This is a genomic window from Pleionea sediminis (genome assembly GCF_007570825.1).
GTDB lineage: Bacteria > Pseudomonadota > Gammaproteobacteria > Enterobacterales > Kangiellaceae > Pleionea > Pleionea sediminis.
In genome coordinates this window covers 184,468-209,708 of the sequence record NZ_SUNB01000002.1, presented here as the reverse complement: position 1 = coordinate 209,708, position 25,241 = coordinate 184,468, and the positions used below count along the sequence as shown (strand labels likewise).

At 41.6% G+C, this 25,241-nt stretch carries 22 protein-coding genes; 16 read left to right on the top strand and 6 right to left on the bottom strand.

Going from position 1 to position 25,241, the window contains the following annotated elements:
* Positions 1 to 89: 89 nt before the first annotated feature.
* The 6 genes from FAX86_RS10815 (at position 90) to FAX86_RS10790 (ending at position 5,725) form a co-directional block, all read left to right on the top strand.
* Positions 90 to 836 (top strand): MotA/TolQ/ExbB proton channel family protein, encoded by a 747-nt coding sequence (locus FAX86_RS10815; protein ID WP_246128577.1) that lies wholly within the window; start codon positions 90 to 92, stop codon positions 834 to 836.
* Between the two features lie 16 nt (positions 837 to 852).
* Positions 853 to 1,371 carry an ExbD/TolR family protein gene (locus FAX86_RS10810; RefSeq protein ID WP_144393432.1) on the top strand — a complete coding sequence of 173 codons (519 nt, stop codon included), beginning with the start codon at positions 853 to 855 and terminating at the stop codon, positions 1,369 to 1,371.
* Positions 1,371 to 1,880 carry an ExbD/TolR family protein gene (locus FAX86_RS10805; protein ID WP_144393431.1) on the top strand — a complete coding sequence of 170 codons (510 nt, stop codon included), beginning with the start codon at positions 1,371 to 1,373 and terminating at the stop codon, positions 1,878 to 1,880. Before FAX86_RS10810 ends, FAX86_RS10805 begins: the two co-directional genes overlap by 1 nt.
* A gap of 5 nt (positions 1,881 to 1,885) precedes the next feature.
* Entirely contained in the window at positions 1,886 to 2,866 is a 981-nt protein-coding gene (locus FAX86_RS10800; RefSeq protein ID WP_144393430.1) for an AgmX/PglI C-terminal domain-containing protein, read from the top strand.
* A gap of 34 nt (positions 2,867 to 2,900) precedes the next feature.
* The gene (locus FAX86_RS10795) at positions 2,901 to 3,872 is read left to right on the top strand and encodes an FAD:protein FMN transferase (RefSeq protein ID WP_144393429.1); all 972 of its coding nucleotides are present in this window, start codon (positions 2,901 to 2,903) and stop codon (positions 3,870 to 3,872) included.
* A 206-nt stretch (positions 3,873 to 4,078) separates the two neighbouring features.
* The gene (locus tag FAX86_RS10790) at positions 4,079 to 5,725 is read left to right on the top strand and encodes a serine protease (RefSeq protein WP_144393428.1); all 1,647 of its coding nucleotides are present in this window, start codon (positions 4,079 to 4,081) and stop codon (positions 5,723 to 5,725) included.
* Positions 5,726 to 5,835: 110 nt separating this feature from the next.
* Here FAX86_RS10790 and FAX86_RS10785 read toward each other — a convergent pair whose 3' ends face one another.
* Both FAX86_RS10785 and FAX86_RS10780 read right to left on the bottom strand, forming a co-directional pair.
* Positions 5,836 to 7,614 (bottom strand): acyl-CoA dehydrogenase C-terminal domain-containing protein, encoded by a 1,779-nt coding sequence (locus tag FAX86_RS10785; RefSeq protein WP_144393427.1) that lies wholly within the window; start codon positions 7,612 to 7,614, stop codon positions 5,836 to 5,838.
* 96 nt (positions 7,615 to 7,710) lie between these two features.
* A complete protein-coding gene (locus FAX86_RS10780; RefSeq protein ID WP_144393426.1) occupies positions 7,711 to 9,186 on the bottom strand; it encodes a M48 family metallopeptidase in 1,476 nt (491 codons plus the stop codon).
* Positions 9,187 to 9,330: 144 nt separating this feature from the next.
* Here FAX86_RS10780 and FAX86_RS10775 point away from each other — a divergent pair, with 144 nt between their 5' ends.
* Together FAX86_RS10775 and FAX86_RS10770 are read left to right on the top strand one after the other, a co-directional pair.
* Complete coding sequence (locus FAX86_RS10775) at positions 9,331 to 9,606, top strand: sulfurtransferase TusA family protein (RefSeq protein WP_144393425.1); 276 nt, start codon at positions 9,331 to 9,333, stop codon at positions 9,604 to 9,606.
* Between the two features lie 2 nt (positions 9,607 to 9,608).
* Positions 9,609 to 10,724, top strand: a complete 1,116-nt coding sequence (locus tag FAX86_RS10770) for an AI-2E family transporter (protein WP_144393424.1) — start codon at positions 9,609 to 9,611, stop codon at positions 10,722 to 10,724.
* A gap of 40 nt (positions 10,725 to 10,764) precedes the next feature.
* Here FAX86_RS10770 and FAX86_RS10765 read toward each other — a convergent pair whose 3' ends face one another.
* From FAX86_RS10765 to FAX86_RS10755, 3 genes are all read right to left on the bottom strand, one after another.
* Positions 10,765 to 12,177: a PhoH family protein gene (locus FAX86_RS10765; RefSeq protein ID WP_144393423.1), complete on the bottom strand. Its 1,413-nt coding sequence runs from the start codon at positions 12,175 to 12,177 to the stop codon at positions 10,765 to 10,767.
* A gap of 75 nt (positions 12,178 to 12,252) precedes the next feature.
* Positions 12,253 to 12,723: a thioredoxin-dependent thiol peroxidase gene (gene bcp / locus FAX86_RS10760; RefSeq protein ID WP_144393422.1), complete on the bottom strand. Its 471-nt coding sequence runs from the start codon at positions 12,721 to 12,723 to the stop codon at positions 12,253 to 12,255.
* Between the two features lie 68 nt (positions 12,724 to 12,791).
* Positions 12,792 to 13,328 (bottom strand): glycine cleavage system transcriptional repressor, encoded by a 537-nt coding sequence (locus tag FAX86_RS10755; RefSeq protein ID WP_144393421.1) that lies wholly within the window; start codon positions 13,326 to 13,328, stop codon positions 12,792 to 12,794.
* Between the two features lie 283 nt (positions 13,329 to 13,611).
* Here FAX86_RS10755 and dapA point away from each other — a divergent pair, with 283 nt between their 5' ends.
* From dapA to FAX86_RS10740, 3 genes are read left to right on the top strand one after another with little or no spacing between them, the layout of a single operon-like run.
* Positions 13,612 to 14,487 (top strand): 4-hydroxy-tetrahydrodipicolinate synthase, encoded by an 876-nt coding sequence (gene dapA / locus FAX86_RS10750; RefSeq protein ID WP_144393420.1) that lies wholly within the window; start codon positions 13,612 to 13,614, stop codon positions 14,485 to 14,487.
* A 10-nt stretch (positions 14,488 to 14,497) separates the two neighbouring features.
* The gene (bamC, locus tag FAX86_RS10745) at positions 14,498 to 15,589 is read left to right on the top strand and encodes an outer membrane protein assembly factor BamC (RefSeq protein WP_144393419.1); all 1,092 of its coding nucleotides are present in this window, start codon (positions 14,498 to 14,500) and stop codon (positions 15,587 to 15,589) included.
* Between the two features lie 4 nt (positions 15,590 to 15,593).
* Positions 15,594 to 16,358, top strand: coding sequence for an MBL fold metallo-hydrolase (locus tag FAX86_RS10740; protein ID WP_144393418.1), 765 nt, complete (start codon positions 15,594 to 15,596; stop codon positions 16,356 to 16,358).
* 76 nt (positions 16,359 to 16,434) lie between these two features.
* Here FAX86_RS10740 and FAX86_RS10735 read toward each other — a convergent pair whose 3' ends face one another.
* Positions 16,435 to 17,556: a TonB family protein gene (locus FAX86_RS10735; RefSeq protein ID WP_164503543.1), complete on the bottom strand. Its 1,122-nt coding sequence runs from the start codon at positions 17,554 to 17,556 to the stop codon at positions 16,435 to 16,437.
* A gap of 258 nt (positions 17,557 to 17,814) precedes the next feature.
* Between FAX86_RS10735 and thrC the strand changes: the two genes are divergently transcribed.
* From thrC to FAX86_RS10710, 5 genes are all read left to right on the top strand, one after another.
* A complete protein-coding gene (thrC, locus tag FAX86_RS10730) occupies positions 17,815 to 19,188 on the top strand; it encodes a threonine synthase (RefSeq protein WP_144393416.1) in 1,374 nt (457 codons plus the stop codon).
* A 2-nt stretch (positions 19,189 to 19,190) separates the two neighbouring features.
* A complete protein-coding gene (locus FAX86_RS10725; protein ID WP_144393415.1) occupies positions 19,191 to 21,806 on the top strand; it encodes a bifunctional aspartate kinase/diaminopimelate decarboxylase in 2,616 nt (871 codons plus the stop codon).
* 171 nt (positions 21,807 to 21,977) lie between these two features.
* Positions 21,978 to 22,607, top strand: a complete 630-nt coding sequence (locus tag FAX86_RS10720) for a chalcone isomerase family protein (RefSeq protein WP_144393414.1) — start codon at positions 21,978 to 21,980, stop codon at positions 22,605 to 22,607.
* A gap of 91 nt (positions 22,608 to 22,698) precedes the next feature.
* Positions 22,699 to 23,913 (top strand): M14 family metallopeptidase, encoded by a 1,215-nt coding sequence (locus FAX86_RS10715; protein WP_246128575.1) that lies wholly within the window; start codon positions 22,699 to 22,701, stop codon positions 23,911 to 23,913.
* Between the two features lie 13 nt (positions 23,914 to 23,926).
* On the top strand, positions 23,927 to 25,228 hold the full coding sequence (locus tag FAX86_RS10710; RefSeq protein WP_144393413.1) for a saccharopine dehydrogenase C-terminal domain-containing protein: 1,302 nt from the start codon (positions 23,927 to 23,929) through the stop codon (positions 25,226 to 25,228).
* The last annotated feature ends 13 nt before the right edge of the window (positions 25,229 to 25,241 follow it).

The window sequence follows — 25,241 nt, the reverse complement described above, 5'->3', positions numbered from 1 at the left end:
ATCTCATTTTTCGAGGATTTAAGCAAAATCTTTGATGGCTTGTTATATACTGGTTAATTAACAATTTTAATAGAAGCGGAGAGTAAAACATGATGGGGTTGGCATTGCTTGCGTTAGCAGAAAGCGCAACAACCGCTGCGCCGGCAGGAGAGAAAGGTTTTTTTATGACTGTCGTCGAGTTCTTCCAACAAGGCGGAGCATTTATGTATCCTATCTTGATTGTCATGGGATTAGGCGTTGCCATAGCGATCGAGCGATACATTTACCTTGAGCTGGTTAAGCGAAAAAATCAAAGTGTGTGGAAAAAATTGTTGCCTATGCTTAATAAAGGCGATTTCCGTCAGGCTTTGAATACGGCATCTAATTCAAATGCAGCACTTGGCAGAATATTAGCTTATGGATTAAGTAAATTTAGTCAGGCGCGTCGTCACGATGATTTAGAGATGGCGATGGAAGAAGGTTTGATGGAAATTATGCCGCGTTTGGAAAAGCGAACTCAATATTTGGCAACCTTTGCTAATATTGCGACTTTACTCGGCCTATTAGGAACTATATTAGGTTTGATCGCAGCTTTTACCGCTGTAGCGAATGTTGATCCATCGGAGAAAGCAAACTTACTTTCTGCCAGTATTTCCGTTGCGATGAATACTACTGCATTTGGATTGATGGCGGCGATTCCTTTGTTATTAGCCTTTACATTCTTGCAGACGAAAACAACAGAAATTATTGATAGTTTAGAAATGGCATCCGTTAAATTTGTTAATGTGATTCGTTCAGCCAAGCCTGCTGAGTCACAAGCAAAACGTCCTGCCGCTAAACCAGCAGCCAGACCCTGATTTTTCGAGGTAAATTATGTGGCAGCGTCGAGCCAAACGCTCAAAAGAAGTTAACGCCGAACTTAACATAACCGCTTTTATGAATTTAATGGTGGTGCTCGTTCCGTTTCTATTAATAACGGCGGTCTTCTCACAAGTCTCTATTTTGAATTTGAATCTACCTGGAACTGGGGCAGCGCAAGATCAGCCTGATGAACCAGAGAAAGCGCTTGAAGTTGTCGTTCGAAAAAATCGACTGGAGCTGATGGAAAGGGCGTCAGGCAGTTTAATTGTTATTAACCAAAAAGACGGCGAATACGATTTTGAGAAACTCAATAATTCGTTACAGCGGTTGAAAGCGACTAGTGATTTTGCTGATAAAACATCCATTACTTTATTGCTCGAGGAAAACATTGAGTATGACGTCTTAATTCAAACAATGGATTCCGTAAGAGCGATGAAAATAGAGGAAGAAAATGATTCCTCAAAAACCATTGTTTACGCCGAACTCTTTCCTGATATTTCAATTGGTAGTGCGCCAGAGGGGAAGAACTGATGAAGTTATCGGTACGTGCGAAGCGAATGGAACGCCATCACAAACGTCATAGCAAAGGTGGGTTAAACCTTGTGTCACTGATGGATATCTTTACCATATTAGTCTTTTTCTTACTGGTAAATTCTTCCACGGTTGAGCAGTTGCCTTCAACAAAAACTATTGAGTTACCTAAGTCAACTTCTGAAAAAATACCAGAAGAAACTTTATTAATTATGGTCAACAACGACAATTTAATTGTACAAGGCCGAAAAATTTCTGACGCCAAAACGATTATGGCGAGTAAAAGCAATATTATTCAATCGTTGAAAAAAGAGTTGGAGTTTCAAACAGCGCAACGATTAGCGATTAATCCCTCACAAACTGATTCAGGCGAAGTTACGATAATGGGGGATCGAGAAATTCCCTATAAGCTGCTCAAACGCATTCTTTATACTTTGAGTGAGTCGAACTATAAAGACATTTCTTTGGCGGTAGTACGACAAACCAAAGACAAAGCGGCGACGGAGTAAATAGTATGAGTCGCTACTTCTATCAAATGCCTCCGTTGCTTCCTTGGGAACGTTCCGATGAAGAGATTCAACGTTTTCGCAAAATATTACTTATCGTTTTGGGGATTAGCTTGCTGTTTAGTATTGTGATTCCATGGATCGATGTACCAAAAGATGTGAGAGTGATCAATAAAGTTCCCGACCGGCTGGTTAAGCTGGTTATTGAACAGAAAAAAGTGAAGTTGCCTCCACCGCCTCCTCCCGAGCCGGTAAAAGAAGAAAAAAAGGAAGAGAAAAAGCCTGAGCCGAAGCCAGAACCAAAACCTGAGCCGAAGCCAAAGCCCAAACCTAAGCCGAAACCAAAGCCAAAGTTTGAGCCAGAGCCTACGCCTGAGCGAGAAGCTGCAAGAGAAGCAGCAAAAGAAAAAGCCTCGGCCGTTCAAAATGCATTTTCTGGCTTATTAGACAATAATGTTGCCAATGATTTGGCGAACGATAGTAATTTGCAACAATCGGGTAATCGAGCAACAGAAACAACGCGTGATTTACTCGGTGATTCAGCCACTAAGTCGACAGGCGGTTTAAAAGTGGCTAAAGCGAGTCGGTCGAAGGGAAGTGGGCCTGCCCTTAAAGGATCGGGATCGACACAAGTTGAAAGTAAGATTAAAGAGATTGATCGTAAAGTTGCCGAAGCGAAAAGTGGTACTAAATCTGGACAACGCTCGAGTGAAAATATTCAATTAGTTATTGATCGTAATCAGTCGCAAATTTATGCGGCTTACAATAGAGCATTGCGTCAAGATCCGACACTTCGAGGTGTTGTGGTTTTCCGAATTAAAATATTACCTTCCGGTGAAGTTGCTGATGTGAAAGTGGTTAGCAGTGAACTGAATGACCCGAAATTAGAGCGACGCATTATGTTTGCCATTAAGCGTTTGAACTTTGGTAAACAAAATGTAGGCGTCTGGGAACAAAATTATCCGATTACGTTCCTACCTCAGGGGTAATATTTTTGAGCATGAATCAATAATAATAAAAATTATGAAATTAGCGTTTTTGATTTTATTCGGTTTGCTTTTATTATTTTCGCCAGTTACATGGGCGCAATGGCATAAGCATACTTTTGAAGTGATGGGAACTGAAGCTAAAGTAGAACTTTGGGAACCCGATGAGGTTAAAGGTAAAGAATTAGTTAATGCGGTGGTCGATGAAATGGAACGCATTAATCAATTGATGAGCCCCTATATCGAAACCAGTGAGCTTTATAAAATTAATGATTCTGCAGCAGATAAGTCAGTAACGATCTCTCGTGAGTTATTCCAGTTGTTGCAAAAGTCGATAGATTTTTCCTTAAAAACGCAGGGCGCATTTGATATTACGTTTGCTAGCGTCGGCTATCAATATGATTATCGAAACTCGGTTGCTCCATCTGATGATTTTATAAAACAATCCACGCCACTTATTAATTTCAAATCTATTCAACTTGATGCGCGAACCAGTTCGGTAAAATTTTCCGTAGAAGGGACTCGTATTGATTTGGGAGGAATTGCTAAAGGTCACGCTGTTGATTCTTGCATTGAAATTTTAAAAAAGGCAGGCATTAAAAATGCTTTTGTGAAAGCAGGAGGGGACAGTCGTTTGATCGGTGATAAACGCGGCCGCCTTTGGACTATTGGTATTCAACATCCCCGTAAGGAAGATGCGGTATTAACCCAAGTTCCTCTAGAAAATGTAGCAATTTCAACATCCGGTGATTACGAACGATTCTTTATTCGGGACGGAGAGCGCATTCATCATATCATTGATCCCAAAACGGGACGTTCATCCCGTGAAAGTATCAGCGTATCAATCATTGCTGAAAATTCCACGACTGCCGATGCGCTATCTACCAGTGTGTTTATTATGGGGTTTGAAAAAGGACTGGCAATGATTAATGAGCTTAAGGATGTTTCTGCCATTATCATCGATAATCAGGGGAAGTTTCATTACTCTGACGACCTTAGTGAGCGATAATTAGCCACTTATCCAACCATTAAATTGCTCAAAAATCTCAAAAAGTCATCGAAATTTAATTCAGACGACTAGCCGTCAATTTTCACGAGCATTGTTTGATATAATTCTGCTAATATGATCAAACTTTTATTTATGGATATTGCTTTTTGAGAATTATCAAGGTGTTATCTCAATTTTTGTGTCAAACTTTACAGTGGAGACTCGGTGTGCGCTTTGCAGCTGTATCTCTGATGATGTTTTGTTGGCCAATATTGTCGAGCGCAGGCGCGACAGTTGGGATATATCTCGATACTCCTGTTCAAAATCGTATTTCGAATCAAGAGGATCGTGTTCGATCTTCGGGCCGCCAAGAAGAAGACTCTTTTCATTGCCAAGGTGCGCTTGTGGGTCCTCAATGGGTTTTGACGGCCGCACACTGTGTCGATGGCATGCCTTTGGAGCGACTGAAGTTAGTGGTTCGCTCTGAAGAAAATGAGCTGCATAATCAATCGTTTATTGGCGATGATAACCCCGCAATCGCAGGTCGTGACATTTTTACAGTTGGACAACGAATTATTCATCCTGATTGGAATTCGAAACTTGTCGAAAACGACATTGCATTATTAAAACTGGATCAACCGATTGATAAAGTTCCATTCCCTATTGCTGACGCTCTGACATTGGAATCTAATATTCAAGCTGGGGCATTGGCCGAGTTGAAGCAAGTTTTCGACACAAATGGCGACCTGATAACAAAACCTTTCTATCTTAAAAATTCAGATCTGTGTTCCGCGTCGATGATGGAGGAGTGGCGACGTCAAGGGCGTTACGACATAGAGCCTATTGTATTGGATGACTCTTTATTTTGTGCTCAGGCACAAAAAGTAACTGAGTCCATTTGCCACGGAGACAGTGGCAGCCCTCTTATGATAGAGCATAATGGAGAGTGGCATTTAGCGGGTGTGGCGAGCTGGTCCTACGGTTGTCAGTCGTCGGGATTCTCTGGAGTATTTACTAATCTTTCTTTTTATGCTCATTGGATTAAACAGCATATTCATGGTTTATCGGTACAGTCGTCGATTGAATTTGGCGTCGTGCCTGTCAATCGTCCAGTTCATACCTGGGTTTCCATTTCAAACTCTGGTCAGTTTGATACTTTGCTAACATTTCAGTGGGAAAACAATGATCATAATTTTTCGCTGGTTGAAAATAAATGTGAATCAGTTTTGTACATTGGTGAGACATGCTTAATCAAAGTGGAGCTGAATAGTACATTTGCTGAATACCAAAAAGCGATGTTAACTATTTTTGATGAAAGCGGAAATTTGGTTCGTGAAGTTGTTGTCTCTGCTGAAGTTTTGTCTTTAAGAGAAGAGTGGACGTTTGATAATGGACATTCAGCTTATTGGTATACTGCGCCCGATTCTTATTGGCAGGTTAAAGAAAACAGCATCCAATATCGTAAGCTGGATAATGAGAATTTAAACGATTCTGGAAATAACGCAAATCAAGAAAATAATAAGAATAATGATTATGCATTAATGATGGTTGAAGGATCAGGTGAGTTACTTTTCTCGCTAGAGCAATACAATGCAACTTATTGTAATGATACACGTTGTGAGCCTTTAGCGGTTTATGTTGAGCAGAAAAGAATTAGTCCCTTGAGTCAAAATCCGGCGCTTAAATTGGAGCAGTCAGGATGGCACTCTCTGGTATTTTCGGCACCCAAATCTGATTTTAATTCTGGCGAGCTGGATGTTAAAAACTTTAAATTCAAAAACGAAAGCGAATTGAATAATACCTCGAGCGCTGCTGGTAGTATGAGTTTGGCTTTTGGTCTGTTTTCATTGCTACTTGCTTTTAGAAAGCGTTAATACCAAATTGTCGATCTTGACAGCTTATTTGTCGTTTTAATTGTTTGAACAGTAAAAATAAAAAGGGGACTTTCGTCCCCTTTTTAGTGCTTGCCGTTTTACAATTCTAGTTAGAATTGATTATCTGGAATATCCATTAAGTTGTCGGCACCACTTTTGATATTAGCGGCATGCATTTTAACTCGAGGTAATATTCGCTCGAAGTAGAAGCGACAAGTGGCCAATTTGCTCTCTGCCAACTCTTTATTGTCAGAATCTTTTCGTGCTGTATAGGCTAATTGTAACCAGATAAAGCCAAGGTAAATGTAACCTGAGTACATAAGGTAGTCGTGTGCCGCTGCGCCCACTTCTTCTCTATTTTTGCCTGCTTTTCGCGCGACGGTTAGCGTTAGCATAAACCATTTGCTGAGTAACTTTTTCAAGTCAGAAGCAAAAGGTTTAAGTGCCTTATCCGATGATGCGTCTTTACAGAAGTACTTAATTTTCTTTTGAATGCGGCGTAGAGTTTTGAATTTATCCATCAAAATTTTACGACCTAATAGATCAAGCGCCTGTATACCGTTAGTGCCTTCGTAAATCTGAGTGATACGAACGTCGCGGGCGAATTGTTCAAGACCCCACTCGCCAATATAACCGTGACCGCCTAAAATCTGCATGCCGATGTTTGTTGTTTCGTGTCCTGCTTCGGTCATAAAAGATTTACAAATCGGCGTTAAGAAACTTAATTCTTTGTGAGCTTTTTCTTTTCGCTCTCCTTCGGCTCGTAATTCTGTATCAACTAAAGTGGCGACGTAATAAGCGAGTGCCCGGTTTCCTTCGGCAAAGGCTTTTTGAGTGAGTAACATTCGACGAACGTCAGGGTGAACAATAATAGGGTCGGCTGATTTTTCAGGAGCTTTTGGACCAGACAAAGCCCGCATTTGTAAGCGATCTTTTGCGTAAGCCAGGGCATTTTGATAAGAAACGCTGTTTAAAGCTTGGCCCTGTTGGCCGGTTGCTAATCGAGCAGCATTCATCATGGTGAACATGTAACGTAAGCCTTGATTTGCTTCACCAATTAAATAGCCTTTTGCAGAATCAAAGTTTAATACCGCGGTTGCTGAAGCTTTGATGCCCATCTTGTGTTCAATTGATCCACAAGTAACAGGATTTCTTTCGCCTGGTTGACCATCATCTGTCAGTGTGAACTTAGGGACGATGAAGAGGGAAATTCCTTTCGTTCCTTCTGGAGCATCGGGGAGGCGAGCTAAGGTTAAATGTACGATATTATTTGTCATATCGTGTTCACCAGCGGAAATGAAGATTTTCGTTCCTGTGATGTTGTAACTGCCATCGTCGTTGGGTTCTGCTTTCGTTTTGAGTATTCCTAAGTCAGAACCGCAATGTGGCTCGGTTAAGCACATGGTGCCCGTCCATTCACCGCTAATTAACGCCGGTAAGTATTTTTCTTTTTGTTCATCAGAGCCATGCGCATGAAGTGCTTCGATGACACCTTGGCTTAATCCTGGATACATTCCCCAGGCCATGTTGGCGGATGAAATCATTTCTGCGAGAACGACAGAAATTGAGTAGGGTAATCCCTGACCGCCATATTGCGGGTCTGAACTGACACTAGGCCATCCATTCGCGCAGTATTGCTGGTAAGCTTCTTTGAAGCCTTCTGGCGTGGTGACCGTGCCATTGTCAAATTGACACCCTTGTTCATCACCTTTTTGATTGATCGGGAGTAAGACTTCTTCACTGAACTTCGCGCCTTCTGTAATGATGGCGTCGATTAACTCAGGATCGGCTGCTTCGTCGTAACCGTATTTTTTGTAGTGGTCAGAAACTTTTAACCACTTGTGAAGTAAAAATTGAATGTCTTCAATGGGTGCTTTGTATTCAGGCATGGATCAAATCTCGATAGTCATTTTAGGTAAACATATCTGGTCTGACCATTAGCGTCAAGTCACAAATGTCGACACACTTGTGACATCCCATTTTCGTTATTTTCGGTAACGCCGTTCGCGCAGAATAAATTGGATTTGATCTATTTTGGCCTGAATTCTTGTCGTCGCATAAGGATCGTCCGATGTTTGACCCAGAGCGAGTTCAAATTGGGCCAATGCGCCTTCTAAATCGCCCATCGAGTATAACAATTGCCCTTGTGATTCATGCACTTCGTCAACCAGGCCTGCCATGCTCTGTGCTTTACCCAGAAGTTTGAAAATTTGTGGTTCAGCATTCTTTTTGTAAGCGTGTTCCAGCAGTATCGCGCGAGCTGCCATAGGCTGTTCATTTTCAATGAGCGCTTTGGCATAGGTCATGATTAAAGGATAACTGGTCGGCGTGGTTTTTAGTTCCGATTCAAGGAAGGGAATGGCTTTCGCTGGCTTACCAGACTGTATGTAAGTTTCGGCCAGACTAACAAGATAAATAAGATTGCGTTGGCGACCAATGTATAACTGCATTAGAAGATCAATGGCGGTCTTGTAATCTTCATTAATGGCTGATTGCAAGGCAAAGAAATATTGATCAACTTCTGATTTTAAAGACTTATTAGCCAGTCGCTTTTTGTTTTCTTGATAATTTTTTGAGTTGGGGCGTTCATCACTTAAAGCAAGGCGCGCTTTTATCAGGTGAAAATCGAGAGAGTCTGGATTTCTTGGCTCTGGCATATTGCGTGCTCGAGCTCGCGCATCAGATATACGAGTTTGGTTGACTGGGTGAGTCATCAAAAACTCAGGAGGCTTTCTGAGGTAGCGTGTTGACTGCTGCATTTTTTCAAAGAATGCAGCAACTGCGCCGGGATCAAACCCCGCGCGGCTCATGGCCTGAATACCAATACGATCGGCTTCTTTCTCATTTTCGCGGGTGTGATTGATCAAAGCTTGTTGCATGCCTGCTTGAGTCGTAGCCATCATTCCGACGCCTGCTTCTGGATTTTGACTCGCGATTAATATAGCGCCGATAAATGACGCGAGTGTCGGAAACGACAATTGATTTCTAAGTTCAAGACGGCGCGCTAAATGTCGTTGTGTCACGTGGGCGATTTCGTGTCCCATCACTGCGGCGAGCTCGCTTTCATTCTCAGCAGCAGTAATCAGTCCGGTGTGTGTTCCAATGTAGCCGCCGGGCAAGGCAAAGGCATTGAGGGTGGAATCTTGAATTAAGAAAAAATAAAAGCGTCTGTCTTGCGCTTCAGGGTTTTGCTCAACCAATCGAAAACCAAGGTGATTGATGTAATCGATGGAAAGAGGGTCGTCAATCAACGGTAAATATCGCCGAACCCCCAAGATATACTCATCTCCAATCGCTTGTTCTTGAGAGATCGATAACGTTCTCGACGTACTACTCCCCATATCTGGGAGTTTATTACTGGCAGCTTCTATTGGGGCTGACCAAACAGCCGTGTATATAATTGCCGAACTCAGAGCAATTGAGCCAAGTATTTGAATGCTAGTTAAAATTTGTTTGAACATAGAGTACTTTCTAATCTCATTTGTACATTGGATGAGCCTTCAGGCTGAAAGTTCCTTATATCTTCTGAGGCGCCAATTTTCGGTGCAAAGACTTCAATTATGGGTTTACAATAGCTGCTCCTAGAGTAGCACCAAGAAGATGCCTTGAAAACAAAGCCCGATGCCAATTATTTTGATTATCGACAACTGCGGTGCCCATTGTCTTTAGTTCGTGCTAAATTAGCGCTGAAGCAGGGTAAAAAGGGGCAGTATTTTACGTTTTGGGTTTTAGACAATTCGTTTTATACGGACCTGAAAAAGTTAGCTCAAAAATACTGCTTTGAAGTCACAAGTCACAAAGAAAAAAGCGAAGGTTGGCTGGTTGAAATAAAACTACTGCAAGACTCGCCTTTTTCAAATCGTAAGGTTACTGGAAATTAATAATGACAAAGTTGTTTATCCGTTGGTTTAGAAGAAACTTTTCTGATCCGCAAGCTGTTATTTTGTTAATGCTTTTGCTCGCTGGATTTGGTTTGGTTGTAACCTTGTCCGATATTTTAGCTCCTGTTTTTATCGCGATTGTTCTTGCGTATTTGCTTGAGTGGGCCGTACAAGCTTTGGAGCGTAAAGGCGTTAAAAGAACGCTGAGTGTCTCGATTATTTTTGTCGGTTTTATCACAATTGCTTTGGCCACGGTGTTAGGACTGATTCCTGTTATGTGGGAGCAGCTCGAAAATTTATGGAATGAGTTTCCTGATATGTTGGCAGAAGTTAAAACAACCATAGAGCAATTGCCACAAAAATACCCCGAGGTGATCAAAGAATCACAAGTTGAAAAGTTATTAGCGCCATTTGCTGACGGAGTGGCTGACGGTAAAGACAAAGCAAGTCCAGATCTGTTTGATGAGGGCAAGAAAATTATCGTTTCCGTTTTGAATTCGCTGGTAAATGTGGCAGCCTTGTTGGTTTATTTAATTTTAGTGCCACTGATGTTGTTCTTTTTTATGAAAGACAAACAGACGATTATTGAATGGTGTTTACGGTGGTTACCGAAAGAGCGCTATCTTGCCAATCGCGTTTGGACTGAAGTAAATGCTCAAATTGGTAATTATGTGCGAGGTAAAGTTGTCGAAATCTTTATTGTCGGCACGGTCAGTTTTGTAGTGTTTACTTTTATGGACTTAAGGTATTCGTTGTTGCTAGGCATTTTAGTCGGTTTTTCTGTTTTGATTCCTTACATTGGCGCCGCTGTTGTCACGCTTCCTATTGCCCTGGTTGGTTTTATTCAGTGGGGATTTGATAGTCAGTTTTTATGGCTCATGTTTGCTTATGGTGTTATTCAGGCTTTGGATGGCAATGTATTAGTGCCTGTGTTGTTTTCTGAAGCTGTAAATCTGCATCCGGTTGCCATTATTATTGCAGTATTGTTCTTTGGCGGTATTTGGGGTTTTTGGGGAGTGTTTTTTGCCATCCCTCTTGCAACCTTGGTTAAAGCGGTCATTAGCGCCTGGGGTGACGTGAAGTCTGATGAAGACGAGGAAGTAGAAGCTGCGGCTTAAGCGCAGCTTCGTGGTTTTAATTTGCTGTTACGAAGTGAACTTAAAGTTCATCCGATGCAAAGTCTGCAAGTCGTGATCGCTCACCGCGCTGTAACGTAATGTGGCCCGAGTGGCCCCATTTTTTGAAACGGTCAACAACATAAGTCAAACCGGAACTCGTGTCTGTTAAGTAAGGTGTGTCTATTTGTGCAACATTACCTAAGCAGATCATTTTGGTTCCCGGCCCAGCTCGAGTGACGAGCGTTTTCATTTGTTTTGGCGTTAAATTTTGAGCTTCGTCAATGATGACAATTTTATTGAGAAAGGTTCGTCCGCGCATGAAGTTTAGTGAGCGAACTTTTAACCATTTTCGAAGTATGTCTTGTGTGGCTTGTTGACTCCAGTCATCTTCAATGGTTCCTGGTGCTAACACTTCTAAATTATCCATTAGCGCGCCCATCCACGGCGTCATTTTTTCTTCTTCGGTGCCTGGTAAAAATCCGATATCTTCGCCGACAGAAATGGTTACTCGAGTCACAATAACTTCTTTGTAGAGTTTCTGTTCAATCGTTTGTTCTAAAGCTGCAGCCAGGGCCAATAATGTTTTTCCTGTTCCGGCAGGGCCTTGTAAAGTAACAAAATCGACTTCGGGGTCCATCAATAAATTGAGAGCGTAACTTTGCTCACGATTTCGAGCCGTTATCCCCCAGACACTTTGATTTTCCGTACGAAAATCTTTGGCGAGCTCCATGGTCGCTTCTTCACCGTTTATGGATCGAACAACGGCTTCAAAATTGTCGCCTTGAGTCGAGTAAAGAAACATATTGGGCGACCAACGCTGAACAAGAGGTCCGTTAATGCGATAAAACGTTCGACCTTCTTCTAGCCAGGAGTCCATTTCTCGACTGTGTGAATCCCAAAAGTCATCTGGGAGTTCTTGAGTTCCGGTAAATAAATTTTCGATTTCATCGAGAACTTTATCGTTGTAGTAGTCTTCAGTGTGGACACCAATTATTTTTGATTTAATGCGAAGATTAATGTCTTTAGAAACTAAAGTTACCTGGCGATCGGTGTATTTGCTTTTTAAGCGAAGCGCGATATTTAGAATGGTGTTATCGACTTTGGTTCCTGGCAATGTGTCAGGGAGAGCGTCTTGATGCTCTCTTATTTGAAAGAAAATGCGTCCTTCGCGCGTTTTTTCATCGTTGGCGTAGGGACTATCTGCAAGTCGAATACCTTGCTCGATTTCTTCTCCCGTTGCTCCATTCATTAATTCATCAAGATAGCGACTGACTTGACGAACATTGCGTGCAACTTCTGAGACGCCTTTCTTACCGGCGTCTAGTTCTTCGAGCACCACCATTGGGATATAAATGTCGTGTTCTGCAAAGCGAAAAAGAGCGGTGGGATCATGCATTAGCACGTTCGTATCGAGAACAAATATTCGTTTGCCTTCAAACTTCTTTCGGGTCATCTACACACCTCTCTATACAATGGACAGGACAGTGCGGCAACGGAACCTTTTTATCAACGTTTAAGTTGCACGTGACTAAAGTGCTTTAACCGCTGCCAATACTTCTTCGACATGACCTTTTACCCGGACCTTTCTCCATTCATTTTGGAGTTTGCCATCTTCGTCGATTAAAAATGTGCTGCGCTCAATACCCATGTATTCTTTGCCATACATTTTTTTGAGTTTAATAACATCGTAAGCTTGGCACATGACTTCTTCTTCATCGGACAGTAAGTCAAACGGGAAAGATTGTTTTTCTTTGAATCTCTCATGCGACTTCATTGGATCGCGTGACACGCCTAGAATCGCACAATTTGCATTTTTAAATTTTTTAAAGGTATCGCGAAAGTCTTGCCCTTCGGTCGTGCAACCTGGAGTAGCATCTTTGGGATAAAAATAGATGACTAATTTTTGACCTTTGAAATCTTTTAGCGCAAGTTTTTTGTCGCCGGTCGCGGGGAGGTTAAAGTTCGGTGCTTTTTTTCCAATCGCAGGCGTTTTGCTCAATGCCTGTTTCTCCAAATTTTTCTTACCATAAACTCAATCTACGCCAATAAATTTGACCTTGCAAATTTTTATGACGAATTTTTTAAAGGTGTGATAATTCCGGACAAATTTTCATCAAGACAAAATTGTTCAAACTTTGTGCGGATTTCTTCAACATTGAAATCATCAGGCATCGTCACAGTCAATTTTACTTCACCCATAAGATCTTCACTGTGAGGCGCTAAATAAGTTCGACAATTTAATTCGTCGATATTTATTTTATTGTCAGAAAAGAATTGAGTGAGACGTTTGATAATTCCTCGATCTTCGACCGTTGAAATGGTTACTCGGTAGGCTGTCGTTTGCTTATTTTCTTCCAGTGATTCGGTACGTTTTAACATCGTTAAAAGCCCAAGCTGATGGGCTCTTAAAGGCAACTGGTGCTCTAACTTTGCTAACGCATTCCACGGACCTGTGACTTCGATAATAACCGCAAATTCTTTGCTCATTACCGTCATATGGCCTTCCAATATGGTGGCCCCAAACTCTTGAATAATGTGTGCGAGTTCATTCGCAATGCCTCTACGATTTGAACCTATCGCAGAAATAACTAATCGTGCACTCATATTAATTCTTACTGGTTTTGAGATGGCTGCGCAGTTTAAAGCTTAAAATCAAAATTGTCAGCACTTTAACTTGGATCAAATACTATACACACTCTTATGGTTGATTTATATACAAAAGAAGGCAAGTTTGAGGATAAGTTGTTCACTTGTTTTCGATTAAAAGAACATCAATTAAGTTCATAGATGGACTGATGAATAACCATAGCTTGTACTCGGGCGGGACCATGAGTAACATAGCGGCTCTTAACGACACATCCAAAACCAACATTGATTAGAGGCTTGTATGTTACGCGGCAGTATAGTGGCCATTGTTACCCCTTTCACTCAGGCGGGAAAAGTCGATTTTGCGGCTTATCGAGACTTAGTGGACTGGCATAAACAAAGTGGAACTCACGGTGTCGTTGTTGCAGGAACGACAGGCGAATCGGCATCATTAACGGATGCTGAAATTCATCGGTTAGTCGAAATTACTTTAGAGTTTTCCGATGATTCCTTTCAAGTCTTGGTGGGGAACGGAGCGAATTCGACACAGGCAACTCTGCAAAATACACAAGCATTGAATGGTTTCGCGGTTGATGGTTTTTTGACCGTTTGTCCGTATTATGTCAAACCCAGTCAAAAAGGGTTAGTTGAGCATTTTAATGCGGTAGCGGATATCGCTCAGCATCCCATTTATCTATATAATGTGCCAGCGAGAACGGCCTGTGATTTGACGAACGAATCTGTATTTCAACTGGCGCAGCATCAAAACATTATTGGCTTGAAAGATGCCACAGGCGATTTAGAACGAGCTAAGGAACTTATTACCCATAAAGGGAGTCAGTTCTCTTTGTTGAGCGGTGATGATCCAACTTCCCAGTCTTTTATGGAAATGGGAGGCGAAGGTGTTATTTCGGTGACCGCTAATATAGTTCCACAGCAGATGGCGTTACGTTGTAATCATACTCTGGCGGGTGAAATAGAGAAAGCCAGGGCTGTTGATGCATCGGTGGCAGCGCTGCACGAACTTTTGTTTGTCGAAGCAAACCCAATTCCTGTGAAATGGGCTTTGGCTGCAATGAAAAAAATTGAACATAGTTTAAGGTTACCGTTGACTTCGCTTGAAGTGGGGCAAGAGGCGCTTAAACGCGAATTAGTGCGCTTAGCTTTGGCGAAGTGAGGAGAGTTAGATGAAGTATTTGTGGGTTTTTCTTGTAGCGTCAACCAGTTTGTTATCGGGCTGTAGTTGGCTGTACGGTGAAGATGGCTTAATCCATGATTCGACGAATGATTATTTGAAAGCAAAACAATCGCGTTCTCTCGAGATACCTGAAGACTACGATAAATCTCGTTTAAGTAACGAGTTACCCGTACCGCCTCTATCGTCACAGGCTCGAAAAAATAAAGCAGGAGAAGAGCTTGACCGTATGCCGCCCATCCAAATTTTGGCTGTAAGCCAAGGCATGCGAGTGAATCGTGCAGCAAATAATCCTGCGGTTTTTTGGTTGAAAGATAAAGCTGAATTAAAACAACAAATTGAACAGTTTTTTAATTATAAAAACGTTTCAATCAATAACGTGGGTACAGATATTCAGACCGATTGGGTTGTCGAGGATAATGAAGCTTGGTGGCGCGCAGTTTTCGGTACCGTTCTTCCAAGATTTGAACGCTCAAAATATCGAATCAACTTAGCGGAAGGTGAACGTAAAGGAGAAGTCAGTATTGAAGTGCAACATATACAGTACCAACGAATGCCTTACGAAGAAGATAAATGGATAAAGTTACCGACTTCAGAAAAAATTGCGACGCGCTTCTTGAACGAATTTGTTGGATACATGGACTACCTCGATCGTCTTGAGAATGCGAAAATGTTGCAGCAGATGCGTCGAGGATTTGTTGTTAAATTGGCTAAAGATGCAAATAACAATGCAGCGCTTTTGGCAGAGTCGGATTGGCGCACTGTTTGGTTAAAAACTCCTAAAATTTTAGAGCCTTTTGGTTTTACATTGACCGATAAAGATCGTGCTCAGTCCACTTATTTCTTTAATTTTGTGCCTAATGAACCAGGATTCTTTGCTTCCATGTTTGGTGGTGAAGAAGGGGTAGCACTTGATCTTGAGGAAGGTCCTTACCAAGTTATTGTTGGTGGTCGTGATGAAGGAGCGGTTACCGTGTCTTTTGTTGATGTTGATGGTAATCCATTATCGGATGGCAAAATGGCAAAAATATTTCCGTATCTCTCGGAAGCTTACGGTCGGACTGAACGAGTAAAGAAACGGTAAGCTCTTGAGTGAATTTCGATGCGTTTCTCTTGGTTCTGGGAGTAAGGGAAACGCAATTCTGATCGTTGCCGGCGAAGCAAAAGTTTTAGTTGATTGTGGTTTTGGAATCAAAGAGCTAATTAAACGATTGGACAATAAAGGAATTAATGTCGAATCTTTGTCGGCCATTCTGGTGACACATGAACACAGTGATCATGCGAGCGGTGTTGCGCGAGTGGCGCGTAAATTTGGAATTCCTGTTTTTTTGAGTCGCGGAACTCATTTACACCGTTCATGTGAACCGATTGATAATGTTGAATATCTAACTGGTGAATCAGAATTTTCTATTGGCGAATTAAAAGTATTGCCCTTTACCGTTCCTCATGACGCACGCGAGCCTATTCAATTTGTTTTTTCATATCAGAATAAGCGTTTAGGCTTAATTACGGATACCGGGCGAATAACGAGCCATATCGTTGATGTTTTATCAAACACACATACTTTGTTACTTGAGTTTAATCACGATCCTGTAATGCTGAGAAAAAGTAAATATCCAGCCGCTCTCAAACAACGAATTGCTGGAGATTATGGGCACTTAAGTAACCAACAAGCGTTGTCATTACTTGAAGCGATGGATAAATCACAGCTCAAACGTGTTGTTGCAATGCATTTAAGTGAAGAGAATAATTGTCCTGACTTGGTAAAGACCAGTTTTGATGCTTGTGATTTTGGCATCGAGTTTATTATTGCTGATCAAGGCGAAGGAACGGATTGGATCCTGGTTAGCTAGTTCGTGAATGTAAAGTTTGTTGATATTGATTGAAATAAAAACGCCGGCAGTTGCCGGCGTTTTTATTTTTTAAGTCTTAGAATTGAAATGAGAAAGGCACTTCAAATTCAAATTCATCGTCTTTCAATTCTGGCGGAACGCCTTGGAAAGGAGCTGAGCGCCGAACCATTTTAACAATGGCTTTGTCCAGTGTACGAGAGCCGGTACGTTCAACCAGTTCAACATCTAATAATTCACCGAAGCGATCGATTTTTATTTTAGCAACACCATCACCTTGATCACCATTCAATAGTGCCCGGCGGGGATATTCCTGATTCTCGCGAACTTCCGCAATAAGATCTCGAACGTAAGAACCGCGTATTAAATCTTCATCAATAAAATCTTCTTCTGGCTCAGGTTTTGGTTCTGGCTTTGGCTCAGGTTTCGGTTCAGGTTTCTTAGCCACTTCTTTCTTAGGCTCAGGTTTCGGTTCAGGTTTCTTAGCCACTTCTTTTTTGGGTTCCTGCTTTGGCTTCGGCTTCGGTTTTGGCGTAGGCTTTGGTTTTGGCGTAGGCTTAGCAGCAACTTCAGGCTCTGGTAGCTTAAATCGGCCTTTTTGGGGTTGTAGTCCTGAAAAACGATTGAGTAATGAGCGTTGTTCACTTTCGCCCGCAGCGCCGGTGATACCTACTTTAAAGGCTTTCGATGGCGGAACCGAACCTGTCCAGGCATCAAGAAGTAGGCTAAAGAATTTAGGATCGTCTATTTTTTCAAATAACACGTCATTTAGGTAAACATTGGTACCTTTCCCCGGCATGTAGTCGAGTTGAATTTCATCGCCTTTAACAAAGTTATCGTTAAATATGCGGCCGAAAGTAACGATTTCTCGGGTTAGTGGTTGCCAAACTTCACGGTCATTGTTCATCGCAATGCGTTCTTTAAAGTGCCGAGAAACTTTTCGATAAGAATAAGTGTCAGGTATATACCGTACAACCATTCTTTTGGGTGTTGAAGCCTCTTTAAGTTTGTCAATTGACTCAACACCAAGAGGGGAATACAACGCACCAATGTAAATTTCAGTGCGAAATTCTGTTGCTAAGCCGATACCTCTTAGCTTGAGGCTTGTTCCATCCTCTAGTGTGATGGTTTCATTGGCCTGCAACGATAAAGAGTATAATGTCGCGACAAACAACAAACCGATTTTACGACCCAATGTCATGCTACTCTCCACATTCATTTGTCTGGCTGCACAAGCGCTAGCAGCCTAAAGTTTACGCTCGTGTCCATTCTATGCTGGCAATCGTCCTGGAATATGGTTCCGTGAATCTGTTACTGAATTATAGAATTAAAAGACACCCCGGCAATGGCAGAGATACTAATGTGAACAGCCTCACTATAGTCATATAACCAAAAAGTTTTTGTTTTCTCAAGAGAATTTCACAAAATAAGCAAATAATTTACTATTATTTTCAGAAATATGCGGTATATCAGCTCGAGAAATCATAACCAGTCGTTTTCTTTCAAAGCCGTCGTTCAACAGGGGCTAGCGGAGGATGGTGGCCTTTTCGTTCCCGAAATACTCCCTGATTTGGGCGAAGTTTCGGCTCATAACGCCGGTTACCAAGCGTTGGCTTCCTCCATTTTTTCTTATTTCATGGCGCCCGATTTTACCTCTGAGGAGGTCGAATTGCTGGTGAGCCAGAGTTATCAGACGTTTGATTCAAATAATATTGTAGAGCTTGAACGCTATGATAACCATTGGGTTCTTGAACTTTTCCACGGACCGACTTTGGCGTTTAAAGATGTTGCACTGCAATTTCTTGGTCGTGTTTTGCATTCTTTGCTGGAGCGAGGTAATCAGAACTTGACTGTCGTTGGTGCGACGTCTGGAGATACTGGTGGTGCCGCCATTGCTGGGTTGTCGGGAATTGATCGATGTCGTGTATTCATGTTCTACCCGAAAGGTCGAGTCTCAAAAGTTCAAGAACTGCAAATGACTTGTGGTGTTGGCGATAATGTTTACCCGATTGAACTAAACAGTAGCTTTGATGAAGCGCAAAGTTTAGTTAAAGCGTTATTCTCTGATCGTGAGTTTAATCAACGACATAATTTGACGGCTGTCAATTCGATTAACTGGTGTCGAATTATGGCGCAAATGGTTTACTATTTTTATGCTGTTAGTCAGTATAAGCAAAAAACATCATTAGCAACGAGCGTTTCGTTCTCGGTGCCGACAGGTAATTTTGGTGATGTGCTCGCAGGTTATTATGCTCATCGTTGTGGATTGCCAGTAAATAAATTTATTGTCGCCTGTAACAGTAACGATTTATTGGCGAGAGTTTATAACGAAGGTGTTTTTCGCCCAGCTGAATCGCATTTAACATTAAGCCCTGCAATGGATATTCAAGTCGCGTCTAATTTTGAGCGACTGTTATTCGAATTGTCGGGGCGAAATAGTGATTATATTCAATCAAAAATGTTGCAGTTAAAGCAGCAAGGTGAATTTGCGATTGAGCCTGAAATGATGGAACGTTTACGTGAAAAGTTTGAGGTTTACGCCATTTCTGATGAAGAAACGGGTAATAAAATGCGCGAGTTAGCTGACAAAGGTTTGTTGGTTGATCCTCATACAGCGGTCGGTATTTGTGCTGAGGAACGCTCTTCATGCGAAAATGTGATTTGTTTGTCGACTGCGCATCCTGTTAAATTTTCGGAAACCATTGAAACTTACACCGGTAAAGCGGTCACAATGCCCGAATCAATAACGAAATTACACTCCAAACCTAAAAAATCATTTACCTTGCCAAGCGACTTACGCTTAATTCGTGAGTTTATCGATAACAGGAAATAACTATGAATTCGTTTAATCCATGGCTTGTTGCCAAGTTTGGCGGCACCAGTGTGTCGTCTTTAGAGTCCATTCAGAATATTGTCAAACTTGTTAAAGAGCGAACTCAGCAAAAGAAACGCGTGTTATTGGTTGTGTCGGCATTCAGCGGTGTTTCGAATGAATTAGAAACGATGGCGACCAAACCTGAATCGATCAGCTTGGAAGTTGTTTGTGAGTCTTTACGACAAAAGCATTTGGCGTATCTTTCACTACTGTCGCTTGATAAAGATAAATCTTTAGTGAAGTGGATTGATGAGACAATTAATGAAATAAAAGAACAGTACAATGCATTATTGAATGAAGAGCTAACAACTTACTATGCTATCCAAGCTCGAATACTCGCTTATGGTGAGCAACTTAGCTCAAACATTTTATATCATTATTTAAAACGCGAGTTAGCCTGTGGGTTGGAGTTAACCGATGCTAGAGAGTGGCTTGCGGCGGATGTTAGCAATCACCGCTCAGTTGCTGACCGTTATTTAAATGCTGAATGTCAGGTGACTTTTGCTCGTGATAAATACGAGCAATTGTCGAAACTCTCCGATGTTGTTATTACTCAAGGATTCATAGCGTCCAATAATTGTGGCGAAACGGTGGTTCTTGGACGCGGAGGGTCAGACACTTCTGCGGCTTATTTTGCCGTTATGCTTAATGCTGCGCGGTTAGAAATTTGGACCGACGTGCCCGGAATGTTTTCAGCAAATCCAAGGCATATTCCAGAAGCACGTCAATTGATAGAACTCGATTACAGTGAAGCTCAAGAAATTGCATCGACCGGAGCTAAAGTTTTGCATCCTCGATGCTTAAGGCCCGTGCGCCAAGCTCAAATACCTGTTTTTGTTGGCTCTACTTTTGATACCGATAAGAAGGGAACTTTAATTGGAAATTTTCAGCAAACCGAACCTCAAGTGAAAGCCATTTCTGTTCGCGAAGGTGTTTGCTTGGTGGCAATGGAAACTTCCGACATGTGGCAAACACCAGGGTTCTTGGCGGAAGCTTTTAACATTTTTTATAAGCATGGATTATCGATTGATCAGGTCTCAACATCTGAAACAAACGTTACCGTGACTTTGGATAATTTGGTTCAGGACATCAGCGAAAGTCGTATTAAGTTACTAATTCAAGAGCTCGAATCCATTTGTCGCGTGACAGTTTTACAAAATTGTTCGGCGATCAGTATTGTAGGTCGATCGATTCGTATGCTTATTGCACAACTTAGTCAGGCGTTTGAAGTTTTTAAGAACCGCTCGGTTCACATGCTGACGCAAGCGGCCAATAATTTGAACTTTACCTTTGTTATTGAAGAGTCTGAGGCACCGCAGTTAATTAAACAAATGCATGAGAATTTAATTTCTCAGGTACCTTCGAATACTCAAATTGGCGAAACTTGGTCAAGCTTGTTTGGGCATAGAGACAGTGATAGAGACACCTTTGGAGCAAAAAGTTGGTGGTATTCTCGTGCCCGGGAATTAGAGTCTATTGTTCAACAAAATGGACATTGCTATGTTTATTCGCTTGGAAAAGTGCAAGAACAAACCGAAAAGTTAAAAAAGTTAAAGTCAGTCAGCCGACTATTTTATGCTGTAAAAGCCAACTCAAACCAAGCCGTACTCGAGCAAATAGAAAAGTCGGGGATGGGATTGGAATGTGTATCGATTGAAGAAGTTAACTATGTACTTTCTTTATTTCCAACTATTGATCGCAAACGAGTACTGTTTACACCAAACTTTGCTCCGCGATGCGAATATGAACAAGCGATTGAGCTGGGTGTGTTTTTAACAATCGATAATTTGTTTGTTTTCAAACAGTGGCCTGATTTAGTGCGTGGTAAGCAGGTTTTATTAAGAATAGATACTGGCTCAGGAAGAGGCCACCATAAGCATGTTAAAACGGCCGGTAAAGAAGCAAAGTTTGGCATTCCGATGGAAGCGTTAATTGAGTCCTTGCCTCTATTAGAACAATTGAACGTTGAAGTTGTTGGTTTGCATTGTCACGTCGGTAGCGGAATTCTTTCGCCCGATAATTGGTATGAAAATGGTCAAATTCTCTTGAGTCTTATCAATCACTTTCCTGATTTAAAATATTTGGATCTCGGAGGTGGTTTAGGCATCGTAGAGAAACCTCAACAGCAGGAGCTGGATTTAGCTGCGGTAGACCAACTGCTGATGAAACTAAAATTATTGTTGGGTGGAATTGAACTTTGGTTGGAGCCCGGCCGATTTGTTGTAGCAGAGTGTGGCGTGCTTTTGGCTCGCGTAACTCAATTAAAAGGAAAGTCAGGAGCTGGATATTTGGGAATTGAAACGGGTATGAATTCACTCATTCGTCCCGCGTTGTACGGTGCGTATCATCCAATTGTTAATTTAACTCGAATGAAACAACCAGCGAACCAAAAGTACACGGTTGTTGGACCGATTTGCGAATCTGCCGACAAGCTAGGTATCGATCGAATGCTACCTGAGTCCTTTGAAGGAGACTCTATTTTAGTCGCGAATGCAGGCGCCTATGGTTATACGATGTCGACTCATTACAACATGCGAAAGCCCGGTGAAGAGTGCATTTTCGAACATCTCGTATAGTTATGGGTTATATAAAAATGTGACAAGTAGAAAATATTAGTATAAATTAAACTTATAAAGCGTGTTATAACAGTGGGTAATAGTTGTAAAAAGCCTGTTCTGATGGAATAGACACTTCGGCTCTCGCAGGGAGTTTCCACAAGGTCACAAGTCTATGGGGTAGGTAGTACCGTGCGACACAGAGGAATTTTAAAGCTCTTAAGTGGTTTAGCAATACTGGTTTCGACTTTCTCGTTTGCCGCATCTAACGAAGAGCTCTATGAGGTTCAGAAAGTTAATGTTGCTGGTAACGAGCTTTTCTTGAACGGAATGGGCGCAGTCAAAAAGCACAGCACAACTTACTACATCGCTGCATTGTACGTTAAAAATAAGTCGCGAATTGATACCGACATTATCTTTGATGAAGATGCCAAAAGAATGACACTAACCTTTGCACTTGACCGAGTTTCCGGACGTAGTTTTGGCCGCGAAATGGCAGGTAGTCTGAAAATCAATAATGTACCCGATGAATTACAAGCGTATCGTGGTGACTTAAGAACATTCATCGGTATGTTCAAGGGTATCTACTCTAAAGGTGACATTTTAACTTTCGATTTTATTCCTAAAACGGGCGTTATTGTGAGGCACAACGGAGAAATTTTAGGACAAATTCGCAATCGCGGGTTCGACAAAATTTTGTTTAAAGCTTGGTTGGGTGAAAAGCCCTACAGTGCTAGTTTCAAGAAAGGTCTCATAGGAGCGAACGAAGATAAGTATGCGATAGAGTTATTGCGACAATATGTGGAAGTAAAAAAGAATTGATTCGAAAACAGTTCAGCAAAGCCCGGCAATGCCGGGCTTTTTTGTTTCTATCTCAAAAAATCGTTTAAATATCCACTAAAGTGGATAACTATTGAGCGGAAAACCAGTAAATTCGGGTTATTCGTTTACATTTTATGTTGGCATCCTTATGCTTGCTGTTCGAATTAATTTAGGTAGTTTAGTCATGGTACAAATTAACTCGGCATTCTCTGCTGGAAACATAGAAGTCATAAAGTCCGATGGTGATTCCAATGTTCAGTTGGCTATCAAGGCAGACAATCAATCAGAATTTAAACAATGGTTTTTCTTTAAAGCGAATAACGCTTTAGGTAAAACAGTTAATTTTGAAATTAAAGATGCTGACAAAACGGCTTACCCAGATGGCTGGCAAGATTACAACACTTGCTGCAGTTACGATGGCGTAAATTGGTTTCGAATTCCAACTCAATTTGAAAATAACACCTTATCTTTTACTTTAAGTTTCGAGCAATCATGCGCTTATTTTGCTTACTTCGCGCCTTACAGTTATGAGCGACATTTACAATTGGTTCAACAATCGGAACTTCACCCTTTGTGTTCTCATAAAGTTTTAGGTGAAACATTAGATGGTCGTGAAATGAACTTGCTGACGATTGGTAATCCAAAAGCAAAGAAAAAAGTTTGGATGATCGCGCGGCAACATCCTGGAGAAACCATGGCAGAGTGGTTTATGGAAGGTGTGATTGCGCGTCTTTTAGACGAAACGGATGGGGTAGCCCAACAGTTGCTACAGCATTGCTGTTTTTATCTGGTTCCAAATATGAATCCTGATGGTACCGAAAGAGGTCATCTCCGGACCAATGCTATTGGGGTAAATTTAAACCGCCAGTGGGATAAAATGGATCACGAAACTTGCCCCGAAGTTTGTTTGGTGAAAGAAGCCATGGAAGAAACAGGCCTTGATTTATTTATTGATGTGCATGGCGATGAAGGATTACCTTACAACTTTATTGCGGGGTGTGAAGGTATTCCTAGATTTGACGCAGATTGGGCTAAGCAAGAACAAATGTTCAAAGACAATTATATGGCTGCAACGCCAGAGTTTCAGGATGAATTTGGGTATCCAAAAGATGAACCGGGGCAAGCCGATCTTAGCATTGCAAGCAGTTGGGTTGGTCAAGAATATGGTTGCTTGGCAATGACGCTTGAGATGCCGTTTAAAGACAATGCGAACTTGCCCGATGAAGATTTTGGCTGGTCTCCAGAGCGAAGTATGATGTTGGGCGAGTCAATTTTAATTCCAATTTATCACCATTTTAAGCAGTAGGGAGGATTCACGAATGGAAAAGAAAATTTTAATTTTAGGTGCGGGATTAGTCGCAGCTCCGGCAATTGAATATTTGGCACGCCGCGAGGAAAATAAGATAACCATCGTGTCGAATATTTTGTCAGAAGCTCAAGCTCTTGCTGGTGATCGAGATGGCAATACAGCCGCAGCGGCTGATGTAACCGATAAAAGTCAAATGTCTGACTTAATAGCTTCGCATGATTTAGTCATCAGTTTGGTGCCGTATATTTTCCATGTCGCTATTGCCGAGTTATGTATTGAACATAAACGTCCATTGGTTACTGCATCTTATGTAAGTCCAGAAATGCGGGCATTAAATGAAAAAGCAAAGCAGGCTGATGTTTTAATTTTAAATGAAATTGGGCTTGATCCTGGAATCGATCACTTAACCGCCATGAAGGTTATTGATGAAGCACATGATAAAGGTGCTGGTGTTAAAAGTTTTGCATCTTGGTGTGGTGGTCTTCCTGCTCCAGAATGTAACGATAATCCTATCGGCTATAAGTTTTCCTGGGCTCCTCGAGGCGTATTATTAGCGTTACGAAATGAAGCCAGTTTTTTAAAGCACGGTAAAAAGGAAACGATTCAACCTTCTCAATTATTGGCCAGTGCTCAACCTGTCGATCTGGGAACCGATTTCGAATTGGAAGGGTATCCTAATCGAGACTCAACGCCTTACCGTGAGGCATACAATATGCCTGAAAATCAGAATTTAATTCGTGGCACTTTGAGATACAAAGGATTTTCTGAAGTATTCGATTGTGCTCATCAGGTAGGATTGTTGAGTACTGAAGATAAGCCGGATGTCGCTTTAAGTTGGAGCGATTGGATCAGTGCGTCGTTAGAAAAGAATTCAATAAAGCTATCCAGTGAAGTTCAAGATGCATTTGAATGGTTGGGATTATTCGGTGATGATAAATTACCCGATGCGCCATCTATTCTAGATGCTTTTTGTCAGTTGTTATTGTCGAAACTCAGCTTTAAAGAAGGCGAATATGACATGATTGCGCTTCAACATAAATTTGAAATCGAGTATCAAGGTAAATCGGAATATTTGAGTTCGACTTTAGTGGTAAAGGGTGATCCTAATGGTTATTCAGCGATGGCTAAAACTGTGGGGTATCCCGTCGGCATTTCCGCGCAATTGATATTAGACGGTGAGATAAATGACAAAGGTGTTCACATTCCAGTGTTGCGTCATTTTTATGAGCCGATTTTAGATTGTTTGGCAGAAGAAGGCATTGAGTGTGTTGAAAAAGTCGAGCCAAAAATGGACGAAAAATTTTTCGCTTAAATGTGATTGTTGA